Consider the following 22,259-nt stretch of genomic DNA (forward strand, 5'->3'; position numbering starts at 1 on the left):
ACCGCCTCACACCAGGCCGGCGCCCAGCCGGGCGGCCGGCGCCGCGCCCAGTTCCTGCATCAGAAATTGCTTCCACTGGCCGCGCCCGCCGTTACGCACGTGCAGCGGGCCGAAATAGCCCCGCAGCAGCGCTTCCAGTTCCTCGCGCCCCGTCAATCCCAGGTCTTGCCACAGGAAGCGCTGGCCCAGGCAGGCGGCCGCCAGCGCGCGCGCCAGCCAATCCACGTGGCAGGGGTCGGCGCCCGCGCCGCGCTGCGCCATCAGCAGCGCGTGCAGTTTGTGAAACTCGGGCGGGGCGCACGCCAGCAGCGCCGCGTATTTGCGCTCGGGGATGGGCTCGTGGTAGTCGAGCGCGGGAAAACAGCAACCGGCCATCCGCAACAGCGCCGACTGGGACATACCCAGCGTGCGCACGAACAGCGGCAATTCGCCCTCCTGGGCGCTGCGCAGCACGCCGGCCAGCGCGGCCAGCACCAGTGGTTCCGGCTTGAGCGTGGCGGTGGCTGCGGCGGGGTCGGCGGGATCGGCAAGGTCGACAGTGGGCAACAGCACGGCCGCCACGAAGGGAATGTTCCCTGTCATGGCGCGGCACGCTGCGCGCTAGCGCGTGAGGTCATGGCGTCTCCTTTATTGTGGTCGCTCCATATACGCGAACGCGTATCAGAGGCGTTTCACAATCTTAATATACTTGCTACACATTTCGTGTGAAACGTGAAGCTTGCAATTGTGAACACAATCAAATAAACAACACCGCCACGGCCGGCCATCCCGGCGTGCGCTATATGCGCGCGGCCATGTCAGCCCACGCGGGGCCGGACCGGCTCCACGTCAGGCCGGCAGGCGTCATGCCGGTTCCGCCTGCGCCACCTCCTCCGGTCCCTGCTTGCGGCGGGTGCGGGGGAAGCGCAGCTTGTAATGCAAGCCCATGCCCGGCGCACTCACCACCTTGACCGTGCCGCCCAGCGGCCCCGTCACCAGGTTGTACAGGATGTGCGCGCCCAGCCCGCTGCCGCCGGAACCGCGCTTGGTGGTGAAGAACGGATCGAACAACTGGGCCAGCGTGGTGTTGTCCATGCCGATGCCATCGTCGCTGTAGTCGAACAGCACATGGTCGCCATCGAGCTTGCCCGTGATGCGGATCTTGCCTTCCTGCCCTTCGCCGTAGCCGTGCACCAGCGAATTGACCACCATGTTGGTGACGATCTGCGACACGGCGCCGGGGAAGCTTTCCATGTGGATGTCGGGCGCGCAATCGATCTCCACGGCCACCTGCTTGCCCTTGAGCTTGGGCTGCAAGGACAGCAGCACTTCATCGAGGTACTTGCGCAGGTTGAAGGCGCGGATCTCGTCGGACGACTGGTCCACGGCCACCTGCTTGAAGCTGCGCACCAGGGCCGCCGCGCGCTGGGTGTTGGTGGTCATGATGCGCAGCGACTGGTCGACGATGTCGAAGAAGCTGTTCAAGCCCTCCTCGTCCAGCGTGCCGGCCGCCAGGTCTTCGCGCGTGAGCTTGAGTTCCTGCACCAGGTGGCTGGTGGCCGTCACGCAGATGCCCAGCGGGGTGTTGATCTCGTGCGCCACGCCGGCCACCAGCCGGCCCAGCGAGGCCAGCTTTTCCTGGCGCACCAGTTCCGACTGGGCTTCCTGCAAGGCCGTCAGGGCCGAGTTCAGGGCCGCGTTCTGTTCCTCCAGCGCTTCCTTGGCCTTGCGGATGGCGCGGTCGGCCTGCATGCGGGCGATGGCCACGGCCACGTGGTTGGCCATGAAGGCGAGGATGTCGAGGTCGGCCTGGGTGTAGCGCACGCCCTGATCGTAGCTTTGCACGATGATCACGCCATAGATCTTCTCGCCCAGCAGCATGGGCGCGCCCATCCAGCTGGCGATATCGACATTGCCCATCGGTTCGTTCAGCTCGCCGCTGGCCACCAGGGCCGCGTAGCCGGGGCCATCGAGCAACACGGCCTGGCGCTTTTGCAGCACGTAGGAGCTCATGCCCTGCCCGTAGGCGAAACGCTTGACGGGCGCCTGGGCGTCCTTTTCGTCAACGAAATACGGAACGGTCATCTCATGCCGGTCCGGGTGATACAGCGCCATCAGGAAATTACGGGCTGGCACCAGTTCGCCGATGATGTCGTGCAGCCGGCGGTTCAGCGTGGCGCCATCGACCGTGGTGGCCGACAAATCGGCCAGCTGGTACAGCGCGTGCTGGATGCTCTCGGCGCGGCGCCGCTCGGCCACCTCGTGCGCCAGCAGGGCGGTGCGCTCGCGCACGGCCCGCTCCAGCCGGTCCACGCTCTGCAAGCCTTGCAGCGCGCCCGACACGCTGCCGGCGATCAGTTCGAACAATGCCTGGTCTTCGGCGCTGAAGGTGTGTTCCTTGTCGTAGCTCTGGATCACGATGGCGCCCAGCGCCACGTGGTTCTGGTCCAGCAGCGGGCAGCCCATCCAGTGCTCGGCCGTGGTGCCCACGCCCCAGGTGCTGCCGGCGAACGATTTGGAGATGGCTTGCTCGGCCGTCATCACCAGCGGCACCCGGTGCAAGATCACCCACGCCGTGGGCGACTGTTCGGGCGAGGCCAGCTTGAACCAGGTGTCGCGGTCGGGCGCCGCGTCGGCCTCGTCGACGAAATAGACGAAGCGCACCTTGTTGTCCTCATCGCGGCCCTGGTCCGTCAGCGCGACGAAGAAGTTGGCGGCGTACATGATGCGGCCCAGCGCCGTGTGCACCCCTTCGAGGAATTCCGTGACATTGGTACAACGGCTCGACAGCCGCCCGATCTCGAGCAGCATGGTTTGCACGGCTTCCAGGCGGGTGAGGCGACTTTCCATCGGTTTTTCCTATGTTTGCAGATGCACACAGGAAATACTAGCAGGTCGCCGGCGCATCATGCCAGCAATCTTTGCGGCCCCGGCTGGGCCAGCGCGGCGCGGCAGCCCGCCGGCCCCGTCTTATGGCCGGCGGTAGTCGTTCGCGACCCACGCCTCGGCGCTGGCCACGGTCAGCTTGAAGGTGGGCGCCACGCGGACGCTGGCCAGCTGCTCGCCATAACTGTCCCACGCGCTCAGGGTGGCGTAGGGATCGTCCTCGTCCGGCACGATGTCCAGGTTGACCTTGAGCTGGCCCGTCTCCGTGCTGACGAACACGCTCTTGTGCAATTGCGCGTGCAATTGCTGTTCGTGGCGGCGCAACACTTCGTTGGCCGTTTTGACCAGCGTGTTGAACGCGTTCACGTCCAGCGGCTTGGGGTTCTTCTTGTCGCGGCCCATGGTCCACGGGCCCACCAGCGCCGGTTCCGGTTCGCCATCCTTGATCATGGCCACGGCCCAGCCCTCGTCCTCCTCGTTCTTGATCACGCGGGCGGTCCAGCCATTGCCTTGCCACACGCGGTCCTCTTGCACGAGGGCGTCATCGGGTTGCTCGAAATCTGGGGCGTCGGTAGGCATGGCGGGCGGCTCGTGAAAAAGGACGGGGCCGTCATGATAGTCGAAATCGGCCCTGGCTGTTGCCTCCGGCCGGCCACCGGCCACGCCACGCGCGCACGCGCACAACAGGAACCAGGCCGGACGGCCTGATCCTGTCGCGCCACCAGGCGATGGATGGGTGTACCAGCTCAGCCGCGTTGGCGCCTGCCCGCGCACGACAGCGCGGGCCGGGGCGGCGGCGTGATCGGCGGGCGCAATGGCGTCACACGCGGATCGATGGCCGGTTCGGGCATCTGGTAGACGAATGGATTGATGATAATGGGCGGTATCGTGGGTGGCGCCGAAGGCGGCCCCTTGGGCCCGTTGGAGCAGTACGGTGCGCTACGCTGGCGCCTTGCCCGGTTGCAAATCGAGGATATCGATTGACCCTCGCTAATCTCTAGCCATGCCATGTTGCCCTCCGTATGACTGATCAGACTTTCAGTATAGGCAGGCATGTCTTTAGTTCAAGGGAAAAGGCCGCCTGGACGGAGTCCTTTGCCGCCGGCTTGTCCACGATCAAGCGCCGCCGGCGGCCGTTGGGCGCCGCCAACCTACCGTCCATCCCGCCAAAGCGGCGCTCCGTCGCAATGGCGTGGCGTGCGCCGCCGCGCCACCCTACAGTACCACCATGCCTGATGCGCTTTGCGCCCGCCAGGCCAACCACATCACAACAAGAGGACCGCCATGAACTTGTCTGCCAAGAAACTGATCCCCCTGACCGTCTTTGCCCTGCTGGCGGCGGCCGTCTGGTACGCGCTCGCTACCGGCGACATGCACGTGAACGTGGACGGCGACGAGATCGACGGTCCGCTGGGCGCGCTGCTGGCCGTGCTGTTCGGCGGCGCGGGCATGGTGATCGCCGCCATCGCCCTCACCTGCGTGGCCGTGCTGGTGAGCCTGCTGTTCGCCAGCCTGGGCGTGCTGATGGTGGTGGGCTTCGCCCTGCTGACGCTGCTGCTGGTGGCGGCCATCTCGCCGCTGTTGCTGCCGCTGTTGATCCCGGTCGGCATGTTCTGGTGGTACGCGGCGCGCCAGCGCAAGCAGCGCCAGGCGCCATCGCTGGAACACGCCGTCTGAACCACAGGCGCGGCCGGGCCGCCGGCCGCGCGGGCCAGCGGACGGGCGGGCTGGCGGGCTGGCGGGCTGACGGACTGGTGGACTGGAGGCCGCCTGGCAGGCTGGCCGCCACGATAGCGGCCAACAGCGCCAGCCTCAGCCGGCCGGCATCCGCTCCACCCGGTTGCGCCCGCCCCGCTTGGCGCGGTACAGGGCCTGGTCGGCCCGGATCAAGGCCTGGTCCGCGTTGCTGTCGGCCGCGCTGAGGGCGGCGATGCCCACGCTCACCGTCACCGGCAACGGCTGGCCACGGACCTGCAACGGCGTATCGGCGATACGCTGGCGCAGGCGCTCGGCGAAGGCGCCGGCCGCGTCCAGGTCGGCGCCCGGCAGCAGGATGGCGAATTCCTCGCCGCCCACGCGGCCCAGGATGTCGATCTTGCGCTGGCTGTCGCGCATCAGGCCGGCCAGGTGGCGCAGCACGGCGTCGCCCGTGGCGTGGCCATATTCATCGTTGACGTGCTTGAACAAGTCCAGGTCCAGCATCAGCACGGCCGCGCAGCCGCCCACGTCGCGCTGCAAGCGGGCTTGCTCGGCATCGAGCTGGCGCATGAATTCGCGCCGGTTCGGCAAGCCCGTCAGGAAGTCCGTCGTGGCCAGCACCAGCAATTCGTCGTTCATGCGGCGCCGCTCCGTGATGTCGACCGTCGAGACGATGATGAAGTCCAGGCTCAGCGTGTGGCCCGGCATCACCAGCAAGGTCAGTTCGTTCAGCCGCGACTTGCCATCGAGGCGCTGGAAGCTGCCCTCGCAGGCGAACAGTTGCTGGCCGCCGGCCAGCGCCACCACGGCCCGCGCGAACGCCGGCATGGCGTCCGCGTCGAACAACTGGGCCAGGCTCAGCGCCGCCAGGTCCTTGCTGCCCGGCGCCGCCCCCACCTGGGCCAGCGCGGCGCCGTTGGCGTCCAGGATGCGCACCAGCCCGGCCAGCCGGCGCACTTCGCCCGGGTGGGCCTGCAGGTAGCGCGCCGGCTCCTCCGCCCCTTGCAAGGCCAGTTCCGACAGCGCCGCCCGCACGGCCGACCAGTCCTGCTCCCACAAGGCCACGGGCGCGTTGTCGTACAGGCTGCGGAAACGGGCCTCGCCCGCGCGCAGCGCCTGCGCGGCGCGGGCCTGCTCGATGGCGATGCCGGCCAGCCGCGCGGCTTGCTCGATCAGGGCGATGTTGGCCAGGCTGGGCCGGTGCGGTTCGCGGTGGTAGATGGCGAACGTGCCCAGCACCTTGCCGTTGGCGCCCAGGATCGGGTCGGACCAGCACGAACCGAGCCCGGCGCGCGCGGCCAGCGCCGCGTTGCCGGCCCAGGCCGGGTCGTGGCCGATATCTTCGACGATCACGCGCTGGCCGGTCTGGGCCGCGCGGCAGCAACTGCCTTCCGCGCTGTGGATGGACATGCCGTGCACGGCCGCGTTGAAGAAGGCCGGCAGGCTGGGCGCGGCGCCCACCAGCAAGTGCTCGCCGGCCTCGTCGAGCAGCAGGATGCTGCACATCATGCCCGGATGATCGGCCTCCACGCCCAGCACCACGCTCTCGAGGATGGTTTGCAGCGGCGCGCCCGTGGCCAGCAATTCGAGCACCTGGCGCCGGGTCTGTTCGCGCTGGGCGTTGCGGGTGGCCTCCGTGACGTCGCGGAACGACCACAGCCGCGCCACCACGCTGCCCAGCGTGAGGCTGCGCGTGACCTGCTCGATCACGCGCCCGTCCTTGGTGTGCAGCAGCGTGCTGTGCGGGCCGCGCCGCTCCACCACCGGCCCGCCGGCGGACGCGCCCGCGTGGCGCAGCGGCGCCTCCCCCACCAGCTGCGACGCCATGTGGGCCAGCAGCACGGCGCCGTCGGCCTGCCAGTCCAACTGTTCGGGCAAGTTCCACAGCTCGCGGAAGCGGCGGTTGGAATCGAACACGGTGCCGTCCGGGCTGTCGACGAGGATGCCGTCCACGGTGGAGTCCAGGATGCTGCGCAACATGGCCTGGCTGCGCTGGGCCCGCTCGGCCAGCTGCTTGAGCGACGCTTCCCCGTCACGCAGCTCGCTGGCCAGCCGGTGCGCCTGGGCCAGCGCCATGTTGGCCTGGGCCCGGCTGCGCGCCAGCAGCCACGCCAGCCCGGCCAGCAGCACCGACAGCGCCACGCCGCCGCCCCCCACCAGCTCGGGCTTGCTCACGCCACCCGAGGCGGCCGGCGTGGCGCCGATGCGCAGCGTCCAGCGGTGCCCGGCCAGCCGCATGCTCTGCACCGTGTGGCGGGTCCATGTCCCGTGGCCGGCCGCGCTGTCGTACATCAGCGCGGCCGGGTCGTACCCGTCGCCATCGTAGATCTCCACGTCCAGGCCCAGGCCGCGCCCCCGGTCCAGCCCCGCCATCACTTCGACCATGCGGAACGGCGCATAGACCCAGCCACGGATGGCGGCCCGGCGCTGGGCCGGCGTCGCATGGGGCAGGTGGTTGTGGTAATCGGGCAACATGATGAGGAAGCCGGACTGGCCGCCGCCGGCGCCCTCCTGCAGCAGCCGGATGCGCCCGCTCATGGCCGGCTGGCCCGAGTCGCGCGCCTGCACCAGCGTGGCGCGCCGCACGGGCTCGGACCAGGAATCGAAACCGAAGGCCAGCAGGTTGTTGCCGCTGAACGGCTCCAGGTACACCACGGGGGCGTACAGTTCGCGCTCGCCGGGCGGGAACAAGGCGTAATCGGGGTAGCCTTCGCTGCGCACGGCCGCCACATGGGCCGCGCGCTGGGCCCCGGCCACCAGCCGCATGTAACCCACGCCATGGATGCCGGGCAGGTGCATGCTCAAGCCCTGCCCTTCCAGGTAGCGGTGGAACTCGGCGCGGTCCACGTAGTCGGCACTGGCGAACAGGCCCTGCACGCCGTACAGCACCTGCAGGTAAGCGTCCATGCGCTGGGCGATGCTGTTGACCAGCTCACGCACGCGGAAATCGAATTCGATCTGGGCATCGCGCTCGGCGTCGGCGCGGGCGTCGCGCCACAGGCCGGCCGTGAGCACCAGTCCGCCGGCCAGGATCACGCCGGCCAGCACGGCCGGACGCAGCAAGGCCTGCAGCCACCGGACGACGGGAGGTCGGGAAGCGAGGGAGGTCATCTGCGATCGTCGCCTAAGGTTGGGAGCGGGAGCGGCACGCCGGCACGGGACGGCCGCGACCGCCCCGTCACCGATAGTACGTGAGAGACTGCCGCCATGCAACGCACTAGCTGCATGGCAGCAACAACCAGCGGAGCGCGCGGGCGCGGCGCGGGCTGCGCCCGGCGACGGGGGGGTCAGGCGGCCGGCGCCTCGGTGCCGGCGTACTGGCGGTAGCCACGGGCGCGCAGCGCGCAGGCCGGGCAGGTGCCGCAGCCATAGCCCCAGTCGTGCAACGCGCCCCGTTCGCCCAGGTAGCAGGTGTGGGTTTCGTCGCGGATCAGGTCCACGAGGGCGGCCCCGCCCAGCTCGTGGGCCAGCTCCCAGGTCTGGCGCTTGTCGCGCCACATGAGCGGGGTTTCCAGCTTGAAGCGGCTGTCCATGCCCAGGTTGAGCGCCACTTGCAGCGCCTTCATGGTGTCATCGCGGCAGTCGGGATAGCCGGAGAAATCCGTCTCGCACATGCCGCCCACCAGCACGCTCAGGCCGCGCCGGTAGGCCACGGTGGCGGCCACCGTCATGAACAGCAGGTTGCGGCCGGGGACGAAGGTGTTGGGCAAGCCGTTGGCCTGGGTTTCGATGGCGATGTCGTGCGTCATGGCCGTTTGCGAGATGGCCGAGATCAGCGACAGGTCGATCATGTGGTCCTCGCCCAGTTTGGCATCCCAGGCCGGGTTGTGGGCGCGCAGCTTGCTCAGCACGGTGGGACGCACGGTCAGCTCGACGGCATGGCGCTGGCCGTAGTCGAAGCCGATGGTTTCCACCCGGGCGTAGTGATGCAGGGCCCAGGCCAGGCAAGTGGTGGAGTCTTGCCCGCCGCTAAAGAGCACCAGGGCGGTATCGGTAGGTAGCATTGCGGTCTTTCTGTTGGGGTTGCGGTGGAAGGTGCAACATTATAAGTACGCCATCGCTTAAGGCAATCCGGTAACATGCGCATAGCGCACATCCCGATGGAGTCCCATGTTTCCGGCACCACCCGCCCGCACCGGGGCAGGATCACGAATTTTGGCACAACTGGCCGCCAATGTATCACCAGCGGTATCGCCGGCGGTATTGCCCGCGCTGGCGCGCGCCGCTGTATTGCTGGCGGCCGCCGTGCTCACCTGCGCCCCGGCCATGGCCGAGGGGCTGCGCTACCGCGTGCGCATCGACGCCCCGCGCCCGCTGGCCACGCTGCTGGAACAGAACCTGGACCTGGAACGCTTTCGCGGCAACGCGCGCATCGACCGCGAGCAGTTGCAGCGCATGGTGCGCGTGGCGCCGGCCCAGATCCGCACGCTGGTGGCCACGGACGGCTATTACTCGCCCGAAGTGAGCGTGCGGCTGGACGAGGCGGCGGCAGAACCGCAGGTGCTGATCCAGGTGCAGCCGGGCGAGCCGGTGCGCGTAGGTGACGTGGAACTGGAACTACAAGGCTTCGAACCGCCGCCGGGCCAGCCGGCCGACCGCCGCTACGACCGCGACGCCCTGCTGGCCAGCTGGGGCCTGCCGCGCGGCGCCATCTTCCGCCAGGCGGACTGGGAACAGGCCAAACGCGCCTTGCTGCGCCAGGTGGTGCAGACCCGCTACCCGCGCGCCCAGCTGACCGACAGCCAGGCCACCGTCGATCCCGACACCCACCTGGCGCTGCTGCGCGTGGTGCTCGACAGCGGCCCCGAGCTGCATTTCGGCGCGTTGCGCATCGAAGGCTTGAAGCGCTATCCGCCATCCATCGTGGCCAACCTGAACCAGATCAAGCCCGGCGATGACTACAGCGAAGCGGCGCTGCAGGCATTCCAGGGCCGGCTACAGGACAGCGGCTACTTCGCCACCGTGGAAGTGAGCGCCGACATGAGCGCCGTGCTCGGCGAGCAGCTGGCCGCGGCCGAAGCCACCCAGGCCAAGGCGCACGCCCCGGCGAACGCGCCCGACGCCGCTGCCGCGCCGCCGACCATGCCGGCGCTGCCGCTGCTGGTGCGGGTGACGGAGAACAAGCGCAAGAACGTCAGCGCCGGTCTCGGTTACAGCACCAACACCGGCAACCGGGCCTCGCTCACGTATGACGACCTGTCCATCTTCGGCTTGCGCATGAAAAGCGCGCTGACGCTGGAGACGAAAAAGCAAAGCGCGCACAGCGACTTCTACTACCCCGTCACGGCGCAGGGTTACCGTGACAGCATCGGCGCCTCGTTCGAACGCAGCGACATCCTGGGCGAGATCACCAGCGTGGCGGCCATCTCGGGCAAGCGCGCATGGGGCACGCCGCTGCTCGAACGCAGCCTGACGCTGGAGTTCCTCAGCGAGACCAAGACCATCGCCAACGTGGAGACGGGCAGCAGCAAGAGCTTGCCGCTGACCTACGGCTCCACCTGGCGCCACCTGGACAGCCTGCTGTTCCCCACCAAGGGTTACGTGATCAACGCCCAGCTGGGCGGCGCCCTGCTGCCCATCCTGACCGATGAAGCGTTCGTGCGCGGCTACGCGCGCGCCGTGCTGTACCACCCGCTGGGAGCGCACAACAACGTGATCCTGCGGGCCGAAGGGGGCGCGCTGGCCTCGCGCGAAAAACAGGGCGTGCCGGCCGTCTACCTGTTCCGTGCCGGCGGCGACCAGTCCGTGCGCGGCTACGCCTACCAGCAACTGGGCATCCAGGAAGGCACGGCCATCACGGGCGGGCGCTACCTGGCCACGGGCAGCGCCGAATTCCAGCATTGGTTCAAGCCCGCCTGGGGCGCCGCCGTGTTCTACGACGCCGGCAGCGCGGCCGACACCCTCAAGGACTTGCATCCCAAGTCCGGCTACGGCGTGGGTGGACGGTGGAAAAGTCCCGTCGGCCCCATCAACGTCGATCTCGCCTACGGCCACGCGGTGCGAAAATACCGGCTGCACTTCTCACTGGGATTCACGTTCTGATGTCCGACGCCGACCAACAAGCCGCAAGCGGCGGCACGCCGCCCTCCCCGCCGCCGCGGCCTCCACGCCGCTGGCTGCGCCGCACCCTGATCGGCGTGGGCGCGGTGGGCGTGGTGCTGGGCGGCGCCGTCTGGCTGCTGGGCCGCGAAAGCACCTTGCAGCAGCTGATGCGCCGCATCGCCGCGGCCAGCGGCGGCCAGATCGACGTGCAAGGCGTGAGCGGCTCGCTGTACCACCGCATGCACATCACGCGGCTGGTGCACCGCAGCCCCGGCATGGTGATCACGTTGGACGACCTGGACATCAACTGGTCGCCGCTGCAGTTCTTCTCGCAGGGCGTGGCCATCAGCGAGCTGCAAGCACGCGCGCTGACCGTCAACAGCAGCGGCCCGTCCACGCCGCCCGTGCTGCCCGCCTCGCTGGCCGCGCCATTCCGGCTGCACATCGCCGACGCCCGCCTGGGCCAGTTCACCCTGCTCGATCACGGCAGCCGCACGCAGCTGCGCCAGATCCGCCTGCGCCTGACCGGCGACGCCAACGGCTGGCAGCTGGACAACGGCGACGCCATGACGGACATCGGCCGCCTGCAGGCGCAACTGGCCGTGGGCGCCCAGCGCCCGTTCGCCGTCTCCGCCAAGGCCAGCCTGACGCAAACGGAAGGCGCGCCGCCCAACCCCGCCCGGCTGAACATGCGGGCGCATGGCGACCTGTCGCTGCTGCGGCTGGACGCCGACGGCACGGCCGGCACGGCCAGCGGCACGGCCACGCTGGCGCTGGCGCCGTTCGATCCCGTGATCCTGCATGCGCTGGAGTTGAAGGCTAGCGGCATCGACCCTTCCGGCTACCGCGCCGCGTGGCCGCACGCGCGGCTGGCCGTGCAACTGGCGGCCCGCATCGACGGCAAGCAAGCGCTGGCCGGCCAACTGGCGCTGCGCAATGAAGGCCAGCCCGGCCCGCTGGACCAGCAACGGCTGCCGTTGCAAGGCGCCACCGCAAAACTGGGCGGCACGCTGACGGCGGCCACCATCGAGTCCATCGCCATCGACCTGGGCGCGGCCGGCCGGTTCACGGGCGCGGCCAGCATCGCGCGCGGCGGCCCGCAGGCCGGCGTGGACAAGGCCAGACTCGCGCTGCGCGCCGAACACCTCAATTTGCAGCACGTGATCGGCAGTCTGCACGCCACCAATATCGGCGGCGACGTGACCGTGGACAGCGACAGCAGGCAGCAAACGCTGCGCGCCGCGCTGGGCCAGGACGGCCTGCGGCTGGACCTGCAGGCGACGCTGGCCGACGAGCTGCTGCAACTGCGCCAGGCCCGCTTGCAACTGCGCAAAGGCAGCGTGAGCGCCACCGGCCAGGCCAGCCTGCGCGACGCGCAAGCGTTCAAGGCCGGCATCAGCGCCGAACACTTCGACCCGTCCGCCTTCGGCAACTACCCGGCGGCCGATATCAACGCCGACATCAACGCCAGCGGCCATGTGTCGCCCGCGTGGCAGGTGGCGGCCGACTTCACGCTCAAGCCGGGCAAGCTGCTGGGCCAGCCCCTGTCCGGCGCCGGCAAGCTGACGGCCGACGCCCAGCGCATCAGCGGCGTGGAGGCGCGCCTGGCGCTGGGCCAGAACACGGCCGAAGTGCGCGGCGGCCTGGGCACGCCGGACCAGCAACTGGACTGGAAGATCGCCGCGCGCGACCTGAACACGGCCGGCGGCAAGCTGCTCGGTGCGCTGGCCGCCAGCGGCACGGCGCGCGGCACGCTGGCCGCGCCGCGCACCAGCTTCGACGCCACGCTGCGCGGCCTGGGCCTGGCGGCCGCGCGCCATCCCGTGCCCGACAGCGTGCTGCACGCCAGCGGCGAGGTATGGCTGGCCGGCGCGACGCACCAGGTGGAAATGAAAGTGGCGGGCAACGCCCAGCGCATCAACCCGGCCGCATTCGGCGCCTATCCAATCGGCGCCGTCAACGCTGAATTCAATGGGGACGCGACGCTGGGCGCCGACTGGCGCACCGCCCTCAACGCCAGGCTGCAACCGTCGACGCTGTCGGGCAGCGCGCTGTCGGGTTACGCGAAACTGGCCGCCGACCCGCGCCACATCGGCAACGCCGACATCAACCTGCAACTGGGGCCCAACAGCCTGCAGGCGCAAGGGGCGTTCGGCAGCCCGCGCGACCGGCTGGACTGGAAGATCGACGCGCCCCAACTAGCCAGCGCCGGCCCGCCGTTCGGCGGCACGTTGCGCGCGGCGGGAACGTTGTCGGGCAGCGCCGAACGGCCAGCGCTGACACTGAACGTGGAGGGCGCCAACCTGCGCGCACCCGGCCAGCAGCAAATCAAATCGCTGCGCGGCAGCGCCAGCCTGGGCGCAATCCCCGCGGCCAGCGCGGGCGCGGGCGCGGGCACGGCTGCGGGCACAATAACGCCCAGCGCGGCCAACAAAGCGGACAACCCCGTCACCCGCATGCTGGCCGGCGTGCGCGCGCTGGCAGGCGCGCGCGCGAACGACGCCGGCGACGACCCCGTGGTGGCCGACCTCGCCATCACCGGCTACGACTCGCCCGCGCTCACGCTGGACCGCGCCCGCCTGCAAGCGAGCGGCACGCGCGCGGCCCACGTGCTGCAACTGAGCGGCGGCAACCGCGACTTCGACGCGGCCGTGCGCCTCAAGGGCGGCTGGCGTGGCGACGCCTGGACCGGCGCCATCGACACCTTGCAAAACCGGGGCCGCTACGCGCTCACCCTGCAGGCGCCGGCACCGCTGCGGCTGGCCGCGCCGTCCGGCAGCGGCGTGGCCGGCCTGCTGCACCCCGAGCAGTTCGCGCTGGGCGCCACCACCATCGCGCTGCCGGCCGGTTCCATCCGCATCGACAGCGTGGAAAAGACTGGCCCGCAGTGGCGCAGCAAGGGCCAGGCGGCCGGGGTGCCCGTCAACTACCTGGCCCAGTTGTCCGACGCCTGGCGCGACAACATCAAGAGCGACATGACGGTGGGCGCGGCCTGGTCGCTGGCCGTGCAGGCCGCGCTGCCCGGCGGCGCGCCGGCCGTGGACGGCATGCTGCACCTGTACCGCGAACAGGGCGACCTGACCGTGACGGGCGCCGACGTGCCGCTGCCGCTGGGCCTGAAACAACTGGACGCGCGCGTGGACGCGGCCAATGGCGCGCTGCGCTTGCAACTGGCGCTCGACGGCAGCCGCGCCGGCCAGGCCCGGTTCGACGCCAGCGCCCAGCTGATCGACGGCAAGCTGGCCGACGCCAGCGCCTTGACCGTGAACGGCAGCGCCAACATGGGATCGCTGGCCTGGCTGGCGCCGCTGGCGGGCCAGCCGGGACTGGAGCTGGACGGCACGCTCAAGCTGGTCATGTCCGGCGCCGGCACCTGGGGCGCGCCGCAACTGAACGGCGACATCACGGGCGACAAGCTGGTGCTGAACTGGGCCGAGCAAGGCATCCGCCTGCGCAACGGCCAGTTGCAGGCGCGCCTGACGGGCGACCAGCTGCTGCTGCAAAAACTGGCGTTCGACGGCGCCGAAGGCCACGCGCTGGCCGAGGGCGCGATCCGCTTCGCCAACGCGCAAGCGAGCATGCAGCTCAAGCTGACGGCCGACCAGCTGGAAGTGCTGGCCCGGCCCGACCGCACGCTCGTCATCAGCGGCCAGAGCACGCTGGTGCGCGACAGCCAGCGCTTCCAGCTCGATGGCAAGTTCCGCGCCGACCGCGCCAACATCGAACTGGCCAGCCAGGACACGCCCACCATGAGCAGCGACGTGGTGATCCTCGGGCGCGGCGCGGCGCCCGTCAGGGACAGCAAGTCGCTGCCGCTCAGCGTGGACGTCGAGGCCGACCTCGGTGACGCCTTCACGCTCAAGGGCAAGGGGCTGGACGCGCAACTGGCCGGCGCCGTGCGCATCCGCGTGGCCGACCGCCGGCCGCCGCGCGTGACGGGCAGCATCCGCGTGGCCAGTGGCACCTACGCGGCCTACGGGCAAAAGCTGGCGATCGAAAAAGGCGTGATCAATTTCACGGGCGCGTACGACAATCCGGGCCTGAACATCCTGGCCGTGCGCAAGCGCCCCGAAGGCGAGGCGCTCAACGAGAACAACGTGGAAGCGGGGGTGGAAGTGCGCGGCACGGCGCTGGCGCCGGTGGCCAAGCTGGTCTCCACGCCAGCCGTCTCGGACAGCGACAAGCTGGCCTGGCTGGTGCTCGGTCACGGCATCGACAGCACGGCCGGCAACGACATGGCCCTGCTCAGCACGGCCGCCGGCGCCCTGTTCGGCGGTGGCCAGGGGCGGCTGGCCAACACGCTGGGCCTGGACGAACTGGGCGTGAGCCAGGCCAAGGGGCTGGAGACGACGGTGGTCACGGTGGGCAAGCGGCTCTCGTCGCGCGCCTACCTGAGTTTCGAGCAGGGCGCCAGTTCCGCCACCAGCCTGGTCAAGCTGCGCTACAAGCTCAACCCGCGCATCACGCTGCAATTCCAGACCGGCACCAACAACGCGCTCGACGTGCTCTACACCTGGGCCTTCGACTAGGCGGCAATGGGCGGCGGGCTGCCCCGCCCCGGATCAATCCCGTTCTGGCTGGCCGGCCGGATTATGGTCGGGCACCGGGTCGTCCTGCGGCACGGGGTGGGGCTGGTGCGGCGGCGGTTCCGGCACCGGGTCGTCGACCGGGGCCGGGTCCGGCGCGCGGTGGGCGTGGATGGCGGCACTGTGCATGATCTCCCTCCAGGGTAACTGGCGATGAGCTTCCATTCTACGCCGCTGCGGCCCCCGTTCCGCCCGATCTGCCTACAATTTGATCTGACTGCCGCTGCCGCCCCCTGCCCGGCGCCTCACTCGGCATGCTTGACGTATTTGTCGAGCCAGCGGTGGGTCTCGTACAGCATGTGCAGGATCGATTCGCGGGCCCGGTAGGCGTGCGCCTCGTTGGGCAGCATCACCAGCCGCGCCGTGCCGCCCAGGCCCTTGATGGCCTGGAACATGCGCTCGCTTTGCATGGGGAAGGTGCCGGGATTGCTGTCCTGCTCGCCGTGGATCAGCAGCATGGCGTCCTTGATCCTGTCCGCGTGGTTAAACGGCGACATGGCCTGGTACACATGGGCCGCCTGCCAGAACGGCCGTTCTTCGGACTGGAAACCGAACGGCGTGAGCGTGCGGTTGTAGGCGCCGCTGCGGGCGATGCCGGCCCGGAACAGGCGCGTGTGGGCCAGCAGGTTGGCCGTCATGAAGGCGCCGTAGGAATGGCCACCGACGGCGATGCGGCGCCGGTCGGCCACGCCGCGCCGCACCACCTCGTCCACGGCCGCCTCGGCGTCGGCCACCAATTGGGCCAGGTAGCTGTCGTTCGGTTCCGCGTCGCCGCTGCCGATGATGGGAAACGAGGGATTGTCCAGCACCGCGTAGCCGACGGCCAGGAAGGCGGCCGGCCCCCAGTAGCTGACGGCGTTGAAGCGGTACGGCGACCCTGTGGTCTGGCTGGCCGCGCTGGCCGACTTGAATTCTTGCGGGTAGGCCCACATCAGCATCGGCAAGGGGCCATCGCGCGCGGCGTCGTAACCGGGCGGCAGCATCAGCGTGGCCGTCAGCTCCACGCCGTCGTTGCGGCGGTAGCGGATCTGCTCCTTTTGCACCTCGCGCAGCTGCGGCGTGGGATGGGGGAAGTTGGTCAGGGCCCGCAGTTGCGCCTCCGGTGGCAGGCGCAAGTCGCGCACGTAGTAATTGGGGCGCTCGGTGGGCGATTCACGCGTCGTCAGCAGCAGCGTGCCCTCCTCGTTGAGCACGGCCACCGCGTTCTCGAAATACGGGGCCGCGCTCTGGAACAGCCGCTCCTTCTTGCGCGTGGTCAGGCTCAGGCGGTCGATGAAGGGGCGGTCGCCTTCCGGGGTGGCGCCGGCGCCATCGAGCAAAATCGTCGTGTCGGGCCCGATCACGAGGCGCGGGAAGCCGCTGGCGTCGGCCCGCAGCACGGGCGCGCCGGGGCTGTTGTAGCGGTCCTCGTAGGAACCTTCGTAGATCAGTTCCGGCGCCAGTGTGGGATGGTCGGGCGCGATCATCCACTGGCGCACGGCGCGCGTCTTGTGCCAGCGCTCGTTGAGCAGGGCCACGTCGCCCCGGCCCCAGGCGATGCCGGCGTAGCGCATGGCCAGCCGCGCCAGCACCTGCGGCGCGCCGTGGAACGGGGCCGCGTGCAGGTACAGCACGTCGCGGTGCTCCACGTGGCGGGCCGGGTCGCCGCCATCCTGGGCTTCGGCCCACAGCAGCGAGGCCGGCGCGTCGGCGCGCCACGACACGTGGCGCACGCCGGCCGACACGGCGTCGTTCCCCGGCGGCAGGCCCTCCTCCAGCGGCAGCATGGCCACCGTGTGCAGTAATTTGGCGTGCATGTCGCGCACTTCGATGCGCTCGCCGAAGCCGGACACGGGCACCAGGTAGGAGTAGGGCCGCATGATGCTCTGGGTGAGCAGGTACTGGCCGCCCGGCGCCACGGAAACGCGCGAAAACAGGTCCGGTTCACCCAGCAATCGCACGCTGCCCTGCAGGTCGGTGTGGGCCAGTTGCACGGTGACGTAATGCTCGAACAGGCGCGCATCGTCCTCGCTGCGCAGCAGATCCTGGTAAGTGCGCAGCTGGCGCACGGCGCCCTCGGCATCGCTGTCGAGCTGCACGGGGCCGGTCGGCACGGGATGGATGGCGGGCGGCTTGCTCATGCCGGCCGGGCGCAGTTGCAGCAGCAGGCCGCTGCTGTCGGGCAGCCACGAGAAACCCCGGCTCAACACGGCGGACAACGGTTGGCTCACCAGCCGGCGCGCGCGGCGGGCGGCGATGTCGACCAGCCACAGTTGCACTTCACCGCGTTCGCCCTTGTAGGCCACGTGGCTGAAGGCCAGGTGGCGCTGGTCGGGCGCCCAGCTCAGGTCCGACACGCGCAGCGCGCGCGGCAAGCCACGGATGCGGCTTTCCTTGCCGCTGGCGATGTCAAGCAGGGTCAGGTCGGCGCCGTAGGCGTAGCGGCTGGCGGCGCAGGTGCGGGGGTTGATGCGCAGCCCGGCCAGCTTCAGTTCCGGCTGCGACACTTCCTCGATGCCCGGCAGCGGCGGCGTCTGCACCATGGCGGCCAGGTCGCGGCGCGGGCTCAGGCTCAGGGCCGGCGCACGCGGCGCGTCCACGATGGCCTGCAGCGCGGGCGCGGGCTGCTGGTAGCGGCCATCCTGCGGCCCGCTGTTGGGCGAGGCGGCCATCAGGCCAATGCCGGGCGGCAAAGGAGGAATCAGTGTGCTCATGGAAGGTTGCGGTCCCTGTCTGTGCGGCGGTCGCCCCATATTGCTGATAGCTCCAGCGAAAGTCAATGCGCGACCGTTCTGGCTTACAATCGCGGGGCGCGGCACTTGGCCACGCTTGTCCCTGGAATGCTGAAATGGAAATTACGACGATCATCCTGCTGTTGCTGGTGCCCCTGCTGGTGTGGCGCATCTACTCCCGCCTCAAGGCGGCCATGGGCCGCAGCCAGTCCATCCTGTGGCGCCACTACGCCGTGGTGCTGCTGCTGGCGGCGCTGGTGGGCGGGCTGGCTGCCAAGGTGCTCGACAGCCCGCTGGCGCTGGGCGCGCTGGTGCTGGGCCTGGCCGGCGGGATCGCGCTGGGCTTGCGCAACATGCGGCTGAGCCGGCTGGAAAACACGCCCGAAGGCTATTTCTACACCCCTAACCTGCGCCTGGGCGTGCTGGTCTCCATGCTGTTCATCGCACGCCTGCTGTACCGCGGCTTCGAGCTGTACCTGCAGATGCACAACGGCACCCCGCTGCCGCCCGAGGAATTCCACCGCAACCCGCTGACGGTGTTGCCGTTCTGCCTGCTCGCGGGCTTCTTCGGCAGCTACCATTTGTTGCTGGCGCGCTGGCAGCGCGGCCAGCAACCCGTGCCGCGCGGCCCGCTGGACCGCCTGCTGTAACGCGAAAACCAGCCCCGTTCTGGCGCTGGCGGGACTATCATTGGCACTGGAAAGCGGTAATTTGATGGTATGCTTCACGTATCCATGAGGCAACTTTATTTTCCTTGAAGAAAACCATGCAAATGTACGCCAGTCGATGAAGACGTCCATCTACGACAAGACCGCCAAGGGGCGCGAGGAGATCGCCACCCGGCGCTACCAGCTGGCGCCGCGCCTGCGCACGCTGCTGGTGATGGTCGATGGCCACCGGCCCGAAGATGAGCTGTTGCGCAATGTGGCCGGCCTGGGCCTGACGGCCGACGCCATGCAGGAACTGCTGGCGCAGCAATTCATCGTGCTGTCGACCAGCTACAGCACCATCGACACGCCGCTGGTGGAAGCGGACGAGGTGATGGCCGCACCGGCCACTGCCGCCGCGCCGGTGCCGGCGCCCCTCATGCCACAAGCGCCCCCTGCTCCCGCCGCCGCTGCGCCGGCCACGCTGACCAAGGCCGAGCGATTCCAGGCGCTGTACGATTTCTACAACAAGACCATCAAGAGCACGATAGGCTTGCGCGGCTTCACCTTGCAGCTGAAGGTGGAGAAAGCGGCCTGCGTGGAAGACTTCCGCGACTTGCGGCGCCCCTATCTGGACGCCGTGTTGAAAGCCAAGGGCGGCGAACTGGCGCAGCGCCTCGGCGAACAGCTCGACCAGTTGCTGGGCGAGCGCAGCGACGACGACCTGGTGCGCTAAAGAAAAATCGGGGACGTACCCCGATTTTGGTTTAAGGAAAAATCGGGGTACGTCCCCGATTTTTCTTTGGTGCAGGGTCAAGCGGCCTTGGGAGCTTCGCTGGCGCGGCGCTGCAGCACGAAGATGGGCTGGGCCCACAGCGTGTCCTTCTTCTTCTTGCTCGTGATGAGCGTCAGTTCCGAAGGATCGTAGACGTCCGTGTTGTGCGTCAGCGGCGTCGTCATCAGGTATTGGGCCTCGGTGTTCTTGAGGAACTCGCCCACCAGCTGGATGTTGCGGATGTCCAGGTGGGCGAACGGTTCGTCGATGAACACGAAGCCGCCCGAGCCATCCTCGGACTTCAACAGGCCGATCAGCAGCACCAGCGACTTCATCACCTGCTGGCCACCGGACGCTTCGCCGTCGTTCATGCCGATCGGGCCCTTGCCGTCGAACTTGAAGCGCACATGCAGGCCGGCCTGGGCCAGCTGGGTGTCGTCGTTCTCCAGCCGCACCGGGTCGGCGTGCACTTCGATACCGGCCAGCTCGCCCAGCTCCTTGATGTTCTTGCTGTAGGTCTTGATCGTGTAACGCAGCCGCTCGATGTAGGCGCCGCGCGCGTTGGCCGTGGCCTCGATGGCGCGGTTGTTCTGGTAGCGGCGCTCTTCCGTTTCCGTCTGGCGGCCGTGCAGCTGCTCGTTGAGGCGCTGGTACTGGTCGATCACTGTGGCGTCCAGTTCCCAGTCATTACGGGCCAGGCTCGCTTCCAGGCTGTGGATGCGCAGCGCCACCTGGTGCGAGTTCTGGTGCTCGGCCACGAGACGTGCGCGGCGCGCCGGACGGCGCCAGCTCTTGGGCAAATGACGCCACGCGCGGCGCAGCGCCAGCAGCGCGCGCGCGTGATCGCCGCGCTGTTCGATCTGGCGCTTGTTGTTCAGGCGCAGGCCCGCTTCCGCCTCGGACAGCGCGAAGCGCGCGTTCTGCCACACGGTGTCGGTGCGGGTGCGCTGCACGGTGGCGTCCTTGATCAGCGCCGCCAGCTCGCCCAGGCGGGTGCCCACTTCCAGCCGTTCCTCGCGCAGCGGCACGGCATTGCGCGCCGCCTCGTCGAATTCCGCCTGGCGCGCGGCCAGTTCCTTGGCCGCGTCCACGCCGGCGATACGTGCCTTGAGCGCGCCCACTTCCGAGGCCAGCTTGCTGATGGCCAGCGTCAGCGCATCCTCCTGCGCCTCCAGCGCCGGCAGCGACTTCTGGATCGCTTCCATGCGCTGGGTGCGGCCGGCCGAACCGAAGCGGTAGCGCGACGCTTCCACGAACAGCGAGCGGCCGCCGCGGCGTTCGCGGTGGTAGGCCTCGGGCGTGATCCATTCCTCGTCCTTGCCCAGCTTGAAGCCTTCGTCCACCGTGTCCACGCGGGCGATACGCGACAGCTGGTCCACCAGCCATGCCGGCACCGGCGCCGAGAACTTCACCACCGACAGCAGGCTGTCATCCTTGATTGAGGGCGCCGTGACCAGCTCCGGCACGATGAAGTGGCGATAGCGTTCCTTCTCGGCCAGGCGGTAGGCGGCCGGCGCATCCTTGGCTTTGTCGAGCAGCACCACGGAGGCATAACCACCCAGCACACCCTCGACGGCGCCTTGCCAGCGCGCGTCCGTCACTTCCACGATGTCCGACAGCATGGCGTGGCCGATGCCGGCGTCGTTGAGCGCACGGCGCATGCCGCGCACGGCTTCCGGTTCCGGCATGGCCGTCTTGCCCTGCAGGGCGGCGATGGTGGCCAGCTCGCCGGCGATGCGGGCCGACAGCGCTTCGCGCGCCTGCTTCTGGCGCGCCAGTTCCGCTTCCTTTTGCTCCAGCTGCTGCGCCACTTCCGCGATGTCGTTGCCGGAATCGGCGGCCAGCTTCTGCAAGCGGGCCTTCTGTTCCAGCAGGCTGTCGAGCGGTTTCAGTTTGCCGTTGATCTGACTGAGGCGGCTTTGCAGCGCCGTCGATTCCTGCTCCAGCACCGTTTCGTGCTGCTGCGCTTCCGTCAGCGCCTTCGCTTGCGCGGCCAGCGCGTTGCGCTTGTCCGTCAACTGCTGGTCGGCCTGCGCCAGCGGCTTGCGCGCGTCGCGCAACTGGCGGCTGATGTTGGCGTGCTTCTCGCGGGCCTCGTGGTATTCCAGCGTGGGCAGCACTTCTTCCTGCAGATTGCGGCGTTCCTTGTTCAGGTCTTCCCACTGGTGGTAGTTGGCCACGCGCAGGCGCAAGCCTTCCAGGTTGGTCTTCGACGCTTCCAGCTCCGTTTCGAAGCGCTTCAGTTCCTCCTCCGTGTCGCGCTGGTGGCGCTTGGCCTCGTCGTAGGCGTCCAGCACTTCCTTGTCGCCGAACACCTGGAACACCAGGTCGAGCAACTGGCGCGGTGCATATTCGCACAGCTTGTCCGTCTCGCCCTGCTCCAGCGCCAGCACCTTGGCCATGGCCGGCGACAGGCCGGCGTTGGCCAGGCGCTTGCGGTAGTTCTCCACGCCCAGCCAGTCGTTCGCTTCCGTGATCTCCTCGATCTGCACGTTCCCGGGGCGCATCAGGTACTGGCGCTTCCAGTCGCCGCCGTTCTTCTGGATCTGGCAGAACAGCGTCACTTCGTCATCGCTGAAAAAGCCGGAGCTGCGGAACGGGCGATTCGACAACTGCTTGCCGACGTTCTTGTTGTCGACCACGGCGCGCAGCCAAGCCGTCTGCTGGCCCGAGTGGCGCGCGTAGTGCTTGTAGGTGCGGCCCATCGAGCAATCGAGGCCGAACAGGGTGCGCAGCGCGTCGAGCAGCGTGGTCTTGCCGGAGCCGTTCTGGCCGGCGATGGTGATGATCTTGGCGTCGAGCGGAATGTTCTTGATGCGCTGCCAGTAGTCCCAGTGCACCAGTTCGAGTGATTTGATGTGAAACATGGATTAGTCCCTGGCTGGAGTGTCGTCGGACGGCGCGCCGTCATTCTCGGCGGCGGTGACGTCGCTAT

The 22,259-nt window shown here is 69.0% G+C and carries 13 protein-coding genes; 5 read left to right on the forward strand and 8 right to left on the reverse strand.

From position 1 onward, the window contains the following. Window positions 1-6 precede the first annotated feature (6 nt). The 3 genes from H3H36_RS11090 to H3H36_RS11100 all read right to left on the reverse strand — a co-directional run bounded on the left by H3H36_RS11090 (window position 7) and on the right by H3H36_RS11100 (window position 3,444). Window positions 7-582 (reverse strand): nitrogen fixation protein NifQ, encoded by a 576-nt coding sequence (locus H3H36_RS11090; protein WP_182217378.1) that lies wholly within the window; start codon window positions 580-582, stop codon window positions 7-9. Window positions 583-843: 261 nt separating this feature from the next. Further along, window positions 844-2,829 (reverse strand): GAF domain-containing sensor histidine kinase, encoded by a 1,986-nt coding sequence (locus tag H3H36_RS11095; RefSeq protein WP_182217381.1) that lies wholly within the window; start codon window positions 2,827-2,829, stop codon window positions 844-846. A 120-nt stretch (window positions 2,830-2,949) separates the two neighbouring features. Beyond that, window positions 2,950-3,444 (reverse strand): hypothetical protein, encoded by a 495-nt coding sequence (locus tag H3H36_RS11100; RefSeq protein WP_182217384.1) that lies wholly within the window; start codon window positions 3,442-3,444, stop codon window positions 2,950-2,952. 705 nt (window positions 3,445-4,149) lie between these two features. Here H3H36_RS11100 and H3H36_RS11105 point away from each other — a divergent pair. After that, window positions 4,150-4,542 (forward strand): hypothetical protein, encoded by a 393-nt coding sequence (locus H3H36_RS11105; RefSeq protein WP_182217386.1) that lies wholly within the window; start codon window positions 4,150-4,152, stop codon window positions 4,540-4,542. A 135-nt stretch (window positions 4,543-4,677) separates the two neighbouring features. On the opposite strand, the gene H3H36_RS27530 is transcribed toward H3H36_RS11105, so the two are convergent. Continuing rightward, window positions 4,678-7,674, reverse strand: coding sequence for a CHASE domain-containing protein (locus tag H3H36_RS27530; protein ID WP_182217388.1), 2,997 nt, complete (start codon window positions 7,672-7,674; stop codon window positions 4,678-4,680). A gap of 176 nt (window positions 7,675-7,850) precedes the next feature. Beyond that, window positions 7,851-8,567, reverse strand: coding sequence for a 7-cyano-7-deazaguanine synthase QueC (gene queC, locus H3H36_RS11115; protein ID WP_182217391.1), 717 nt, complete (start codon window positions 8,565-8,567; stop codon window positions 7,851-7,853). A gap of 151 nt (window positions 8,568-8,718) precedes the next feature. Between queC and H3H36_RS11120 the strand changes: the two genes are divergently transcribed. Both H3H36_RS11120 and H3H36_RS11125 read left to right on the forward strand, forming a co-directional pair. Further along, a complete protein-coding gene (locus H3H36_RS11120; protein WP_375539587.1) occupies window positions 8,719-10,605 on the forward strand; it encodes an autotransporter assembly complex protein TamA in 1,887 nt (628 codons plus the stop codon). Continuing rightward, window positions 10,605-15,134 carry a translocation/assembly module TamB domain-containing protein gene (locus H3H36_RS11125; protein WP_182217393.1) on the forward strand — a complete coding sequence of 1,510 codons (4,530 nt, stop codon included), beginning with the start codon at window positions 10,605-10,607 and terminating at the stop codon, window positions 15,132-15,134. The genes H3H36_RS11120 and H3H36_RS11125 overlap by 1 nt, the downstream gene beginning before the upstream one ends. Before the next feature lie 33 nt (window positions 15,135-15,167). Here H3H36_RS11125 and H3H36_RS11130 read toward each other — a convergent pair whose 3' ends face one another. Together H3H36_RS11130 and H3H36_RS11135 are read right to left on the reverse strand one after the other, a co-directional pair. Further along, window positions 15,168-15,320 carry a hypothetical protein gene (locus H3H36_RS11130; RefSeq protein WP_182217395.1) on the reverse strand — a complete coding sequence of 51 codons (153 nt, stop codon included), beginning with the start codon at window positions 15,318-15,320 and terminating at the stop codon, window positions 15,168-15,170. Window positions 15,321-15,436: 116 nt separating this feature from the next. Beyond that, on the reverse strand, window positions 15,437-17,884 hold the full coding sequence (locus H3H36_RS11135; protein WP_182217397.1) for a S9 family peptidase: 2,448 nt from the start codon (window positions 17,882-17,884) through the stop codon (window positions 15,437-15,439). 134 nt (window positions 17,885-18,018) lie between these two features. Here H3H36_RS11135 and H3H36_RS11140 point away from each other — a divergent pair, with 134 nt between their 5' ends. Together H3H36_RS11140 and H3H36_RS11145 are read left to right on the forward strand one after the other, a co-directional pair. After that, window positions 18,019-18,552, forward strand: a complete 534-nt coding sequence (locus tag H3H36_RS11140; RefSeq protein WP_182217400.1) for a CcdC protein domain-containing protein — start codon at window positions 18,019-18,021, stop codon at window positions 18,550-18,552. Between the two features lie 136 nt (window positions 18,553-18,688). Beyond that, entirely contained in the window at window positions 18,689-19,285 is a 597-nt protein-coding gene (locus tag H3H36_RS11145; RefSeq protein ID WP_182217402.1) for a hypothetical protein, read from the forward strand. A 77-nt stretch (window positions 19,286-19,362) separates the two neighbouring features. Here H3H36_RS11145 and H3H36_RS11150 read toward each other — a convergent pair whose 3' ends face one another. After that, window positions 19,363-22,191 (reverse strand): ATP-binding protein, encoded by a 2,829-nt coding sequence (locus H3H36_RS11150; protein WP_182217404.1) that lies wholly within the window; start codon window positions 22,189-22,191, stop codon window positions 19,363-19,365. Window positions 22,192-22,259: the final 68 nt, after the last annotated feature.

Source organism: Rugamonas fusca (assembly GCF_014042365.1).
GTDB classification, from domain to species: Bacteria; Pseudomonadota; Gammaproteobacteria; order Burkholderiales; family Burkholderiaceae_D; genus Rugamonas; species Rugamonas fusca.

Bases quoted from the DNA above. Each gene is read 5' to 3' on its own strand.
- H3H36_RS11125 (WP_182217393.1), top strand. From the start codon at position 10,605: ATGTCCGACGCCGACCAACAAGCCGCAAGCGGCGGCACGCCGCCCTCC.
- H3H36_RS11130 (WP_182217395.1), bottom strand. From the start codon at position 15,320: ATGCACAGTGCCGCCATCCACGCCCACCGCGCGCCGGACCCGGCCCCG.
- H3H36_RS11135 (WP_182217397.1), bottom strand. From the start codon at position 17,884: ATGAGCACACTGATTCCTCCTTTGCCGCCCGGCATTGGCCTGATGGCC.
- queC (WP_182217391.1), bottom strand. From the start codon at position 8,567: ATGCTACCTACCGATACCGCCCTGGTGCTCTTTAGCGGCGGGCAAGAC.
- H3H36_RS11150 (WP_182217404.1), bottom strand. From the start codon at position 22,191: ATGTTTCACATCAAATCACTCGAACTGGTGCACTGGGACTACTGGCAG.
- H3H36_RS11090 (WP_182217378.1), bottom strand. From the start codon at position 582: ATGACAGGGAACATTCCCTTCGTGGCGGCCGTGCTGTTGCCCACTGTC.
- H3H36_RS11105 (WP_182217386.1), top strand. From the start codon at position 4,150: ATGAACTTGTCTGCCAAGAAACTGATCCCCCTGACCGTCTTTGCCCTG.
- H3H36_RS11145 (WP_182217402.1), top strand. From the start codon at position 18,689: ATGAAGACGTCCATCTACGACAAGACCGCCAAGGGGCGCGAGGAGATC.
- H3H36_RS11095 (WP_182217381.1), bottom strand. From the start codon at position 2,829: ATGGAAAGTCGCCTCACCCGCCTGGAAGCCGTGCAAACCATGCTGCTC.
- H3H36_RS11100 (WP_182217384.1), bottom strand. From the start codon at position 3,444: ATGCCTACCGACGCCCCAGATTTCGAGCAACCCGATGACGCCCTCGTG.
- H3H36_RS11140 (WP_182217400.1), top strand. From the start codon at position 18,019: ATGGAAATTACGACGATCATCCTGCTGTTGCTGGTGCCCCTGCTGGTG.
- H3H36_RS27530 (WP_182217388.1), bottom strand. From the start codon at position 7,674: ATGACCTCCCTCGCTTCCCGACCTCCCGTCGTCCGGTGGCTGCAGGCC.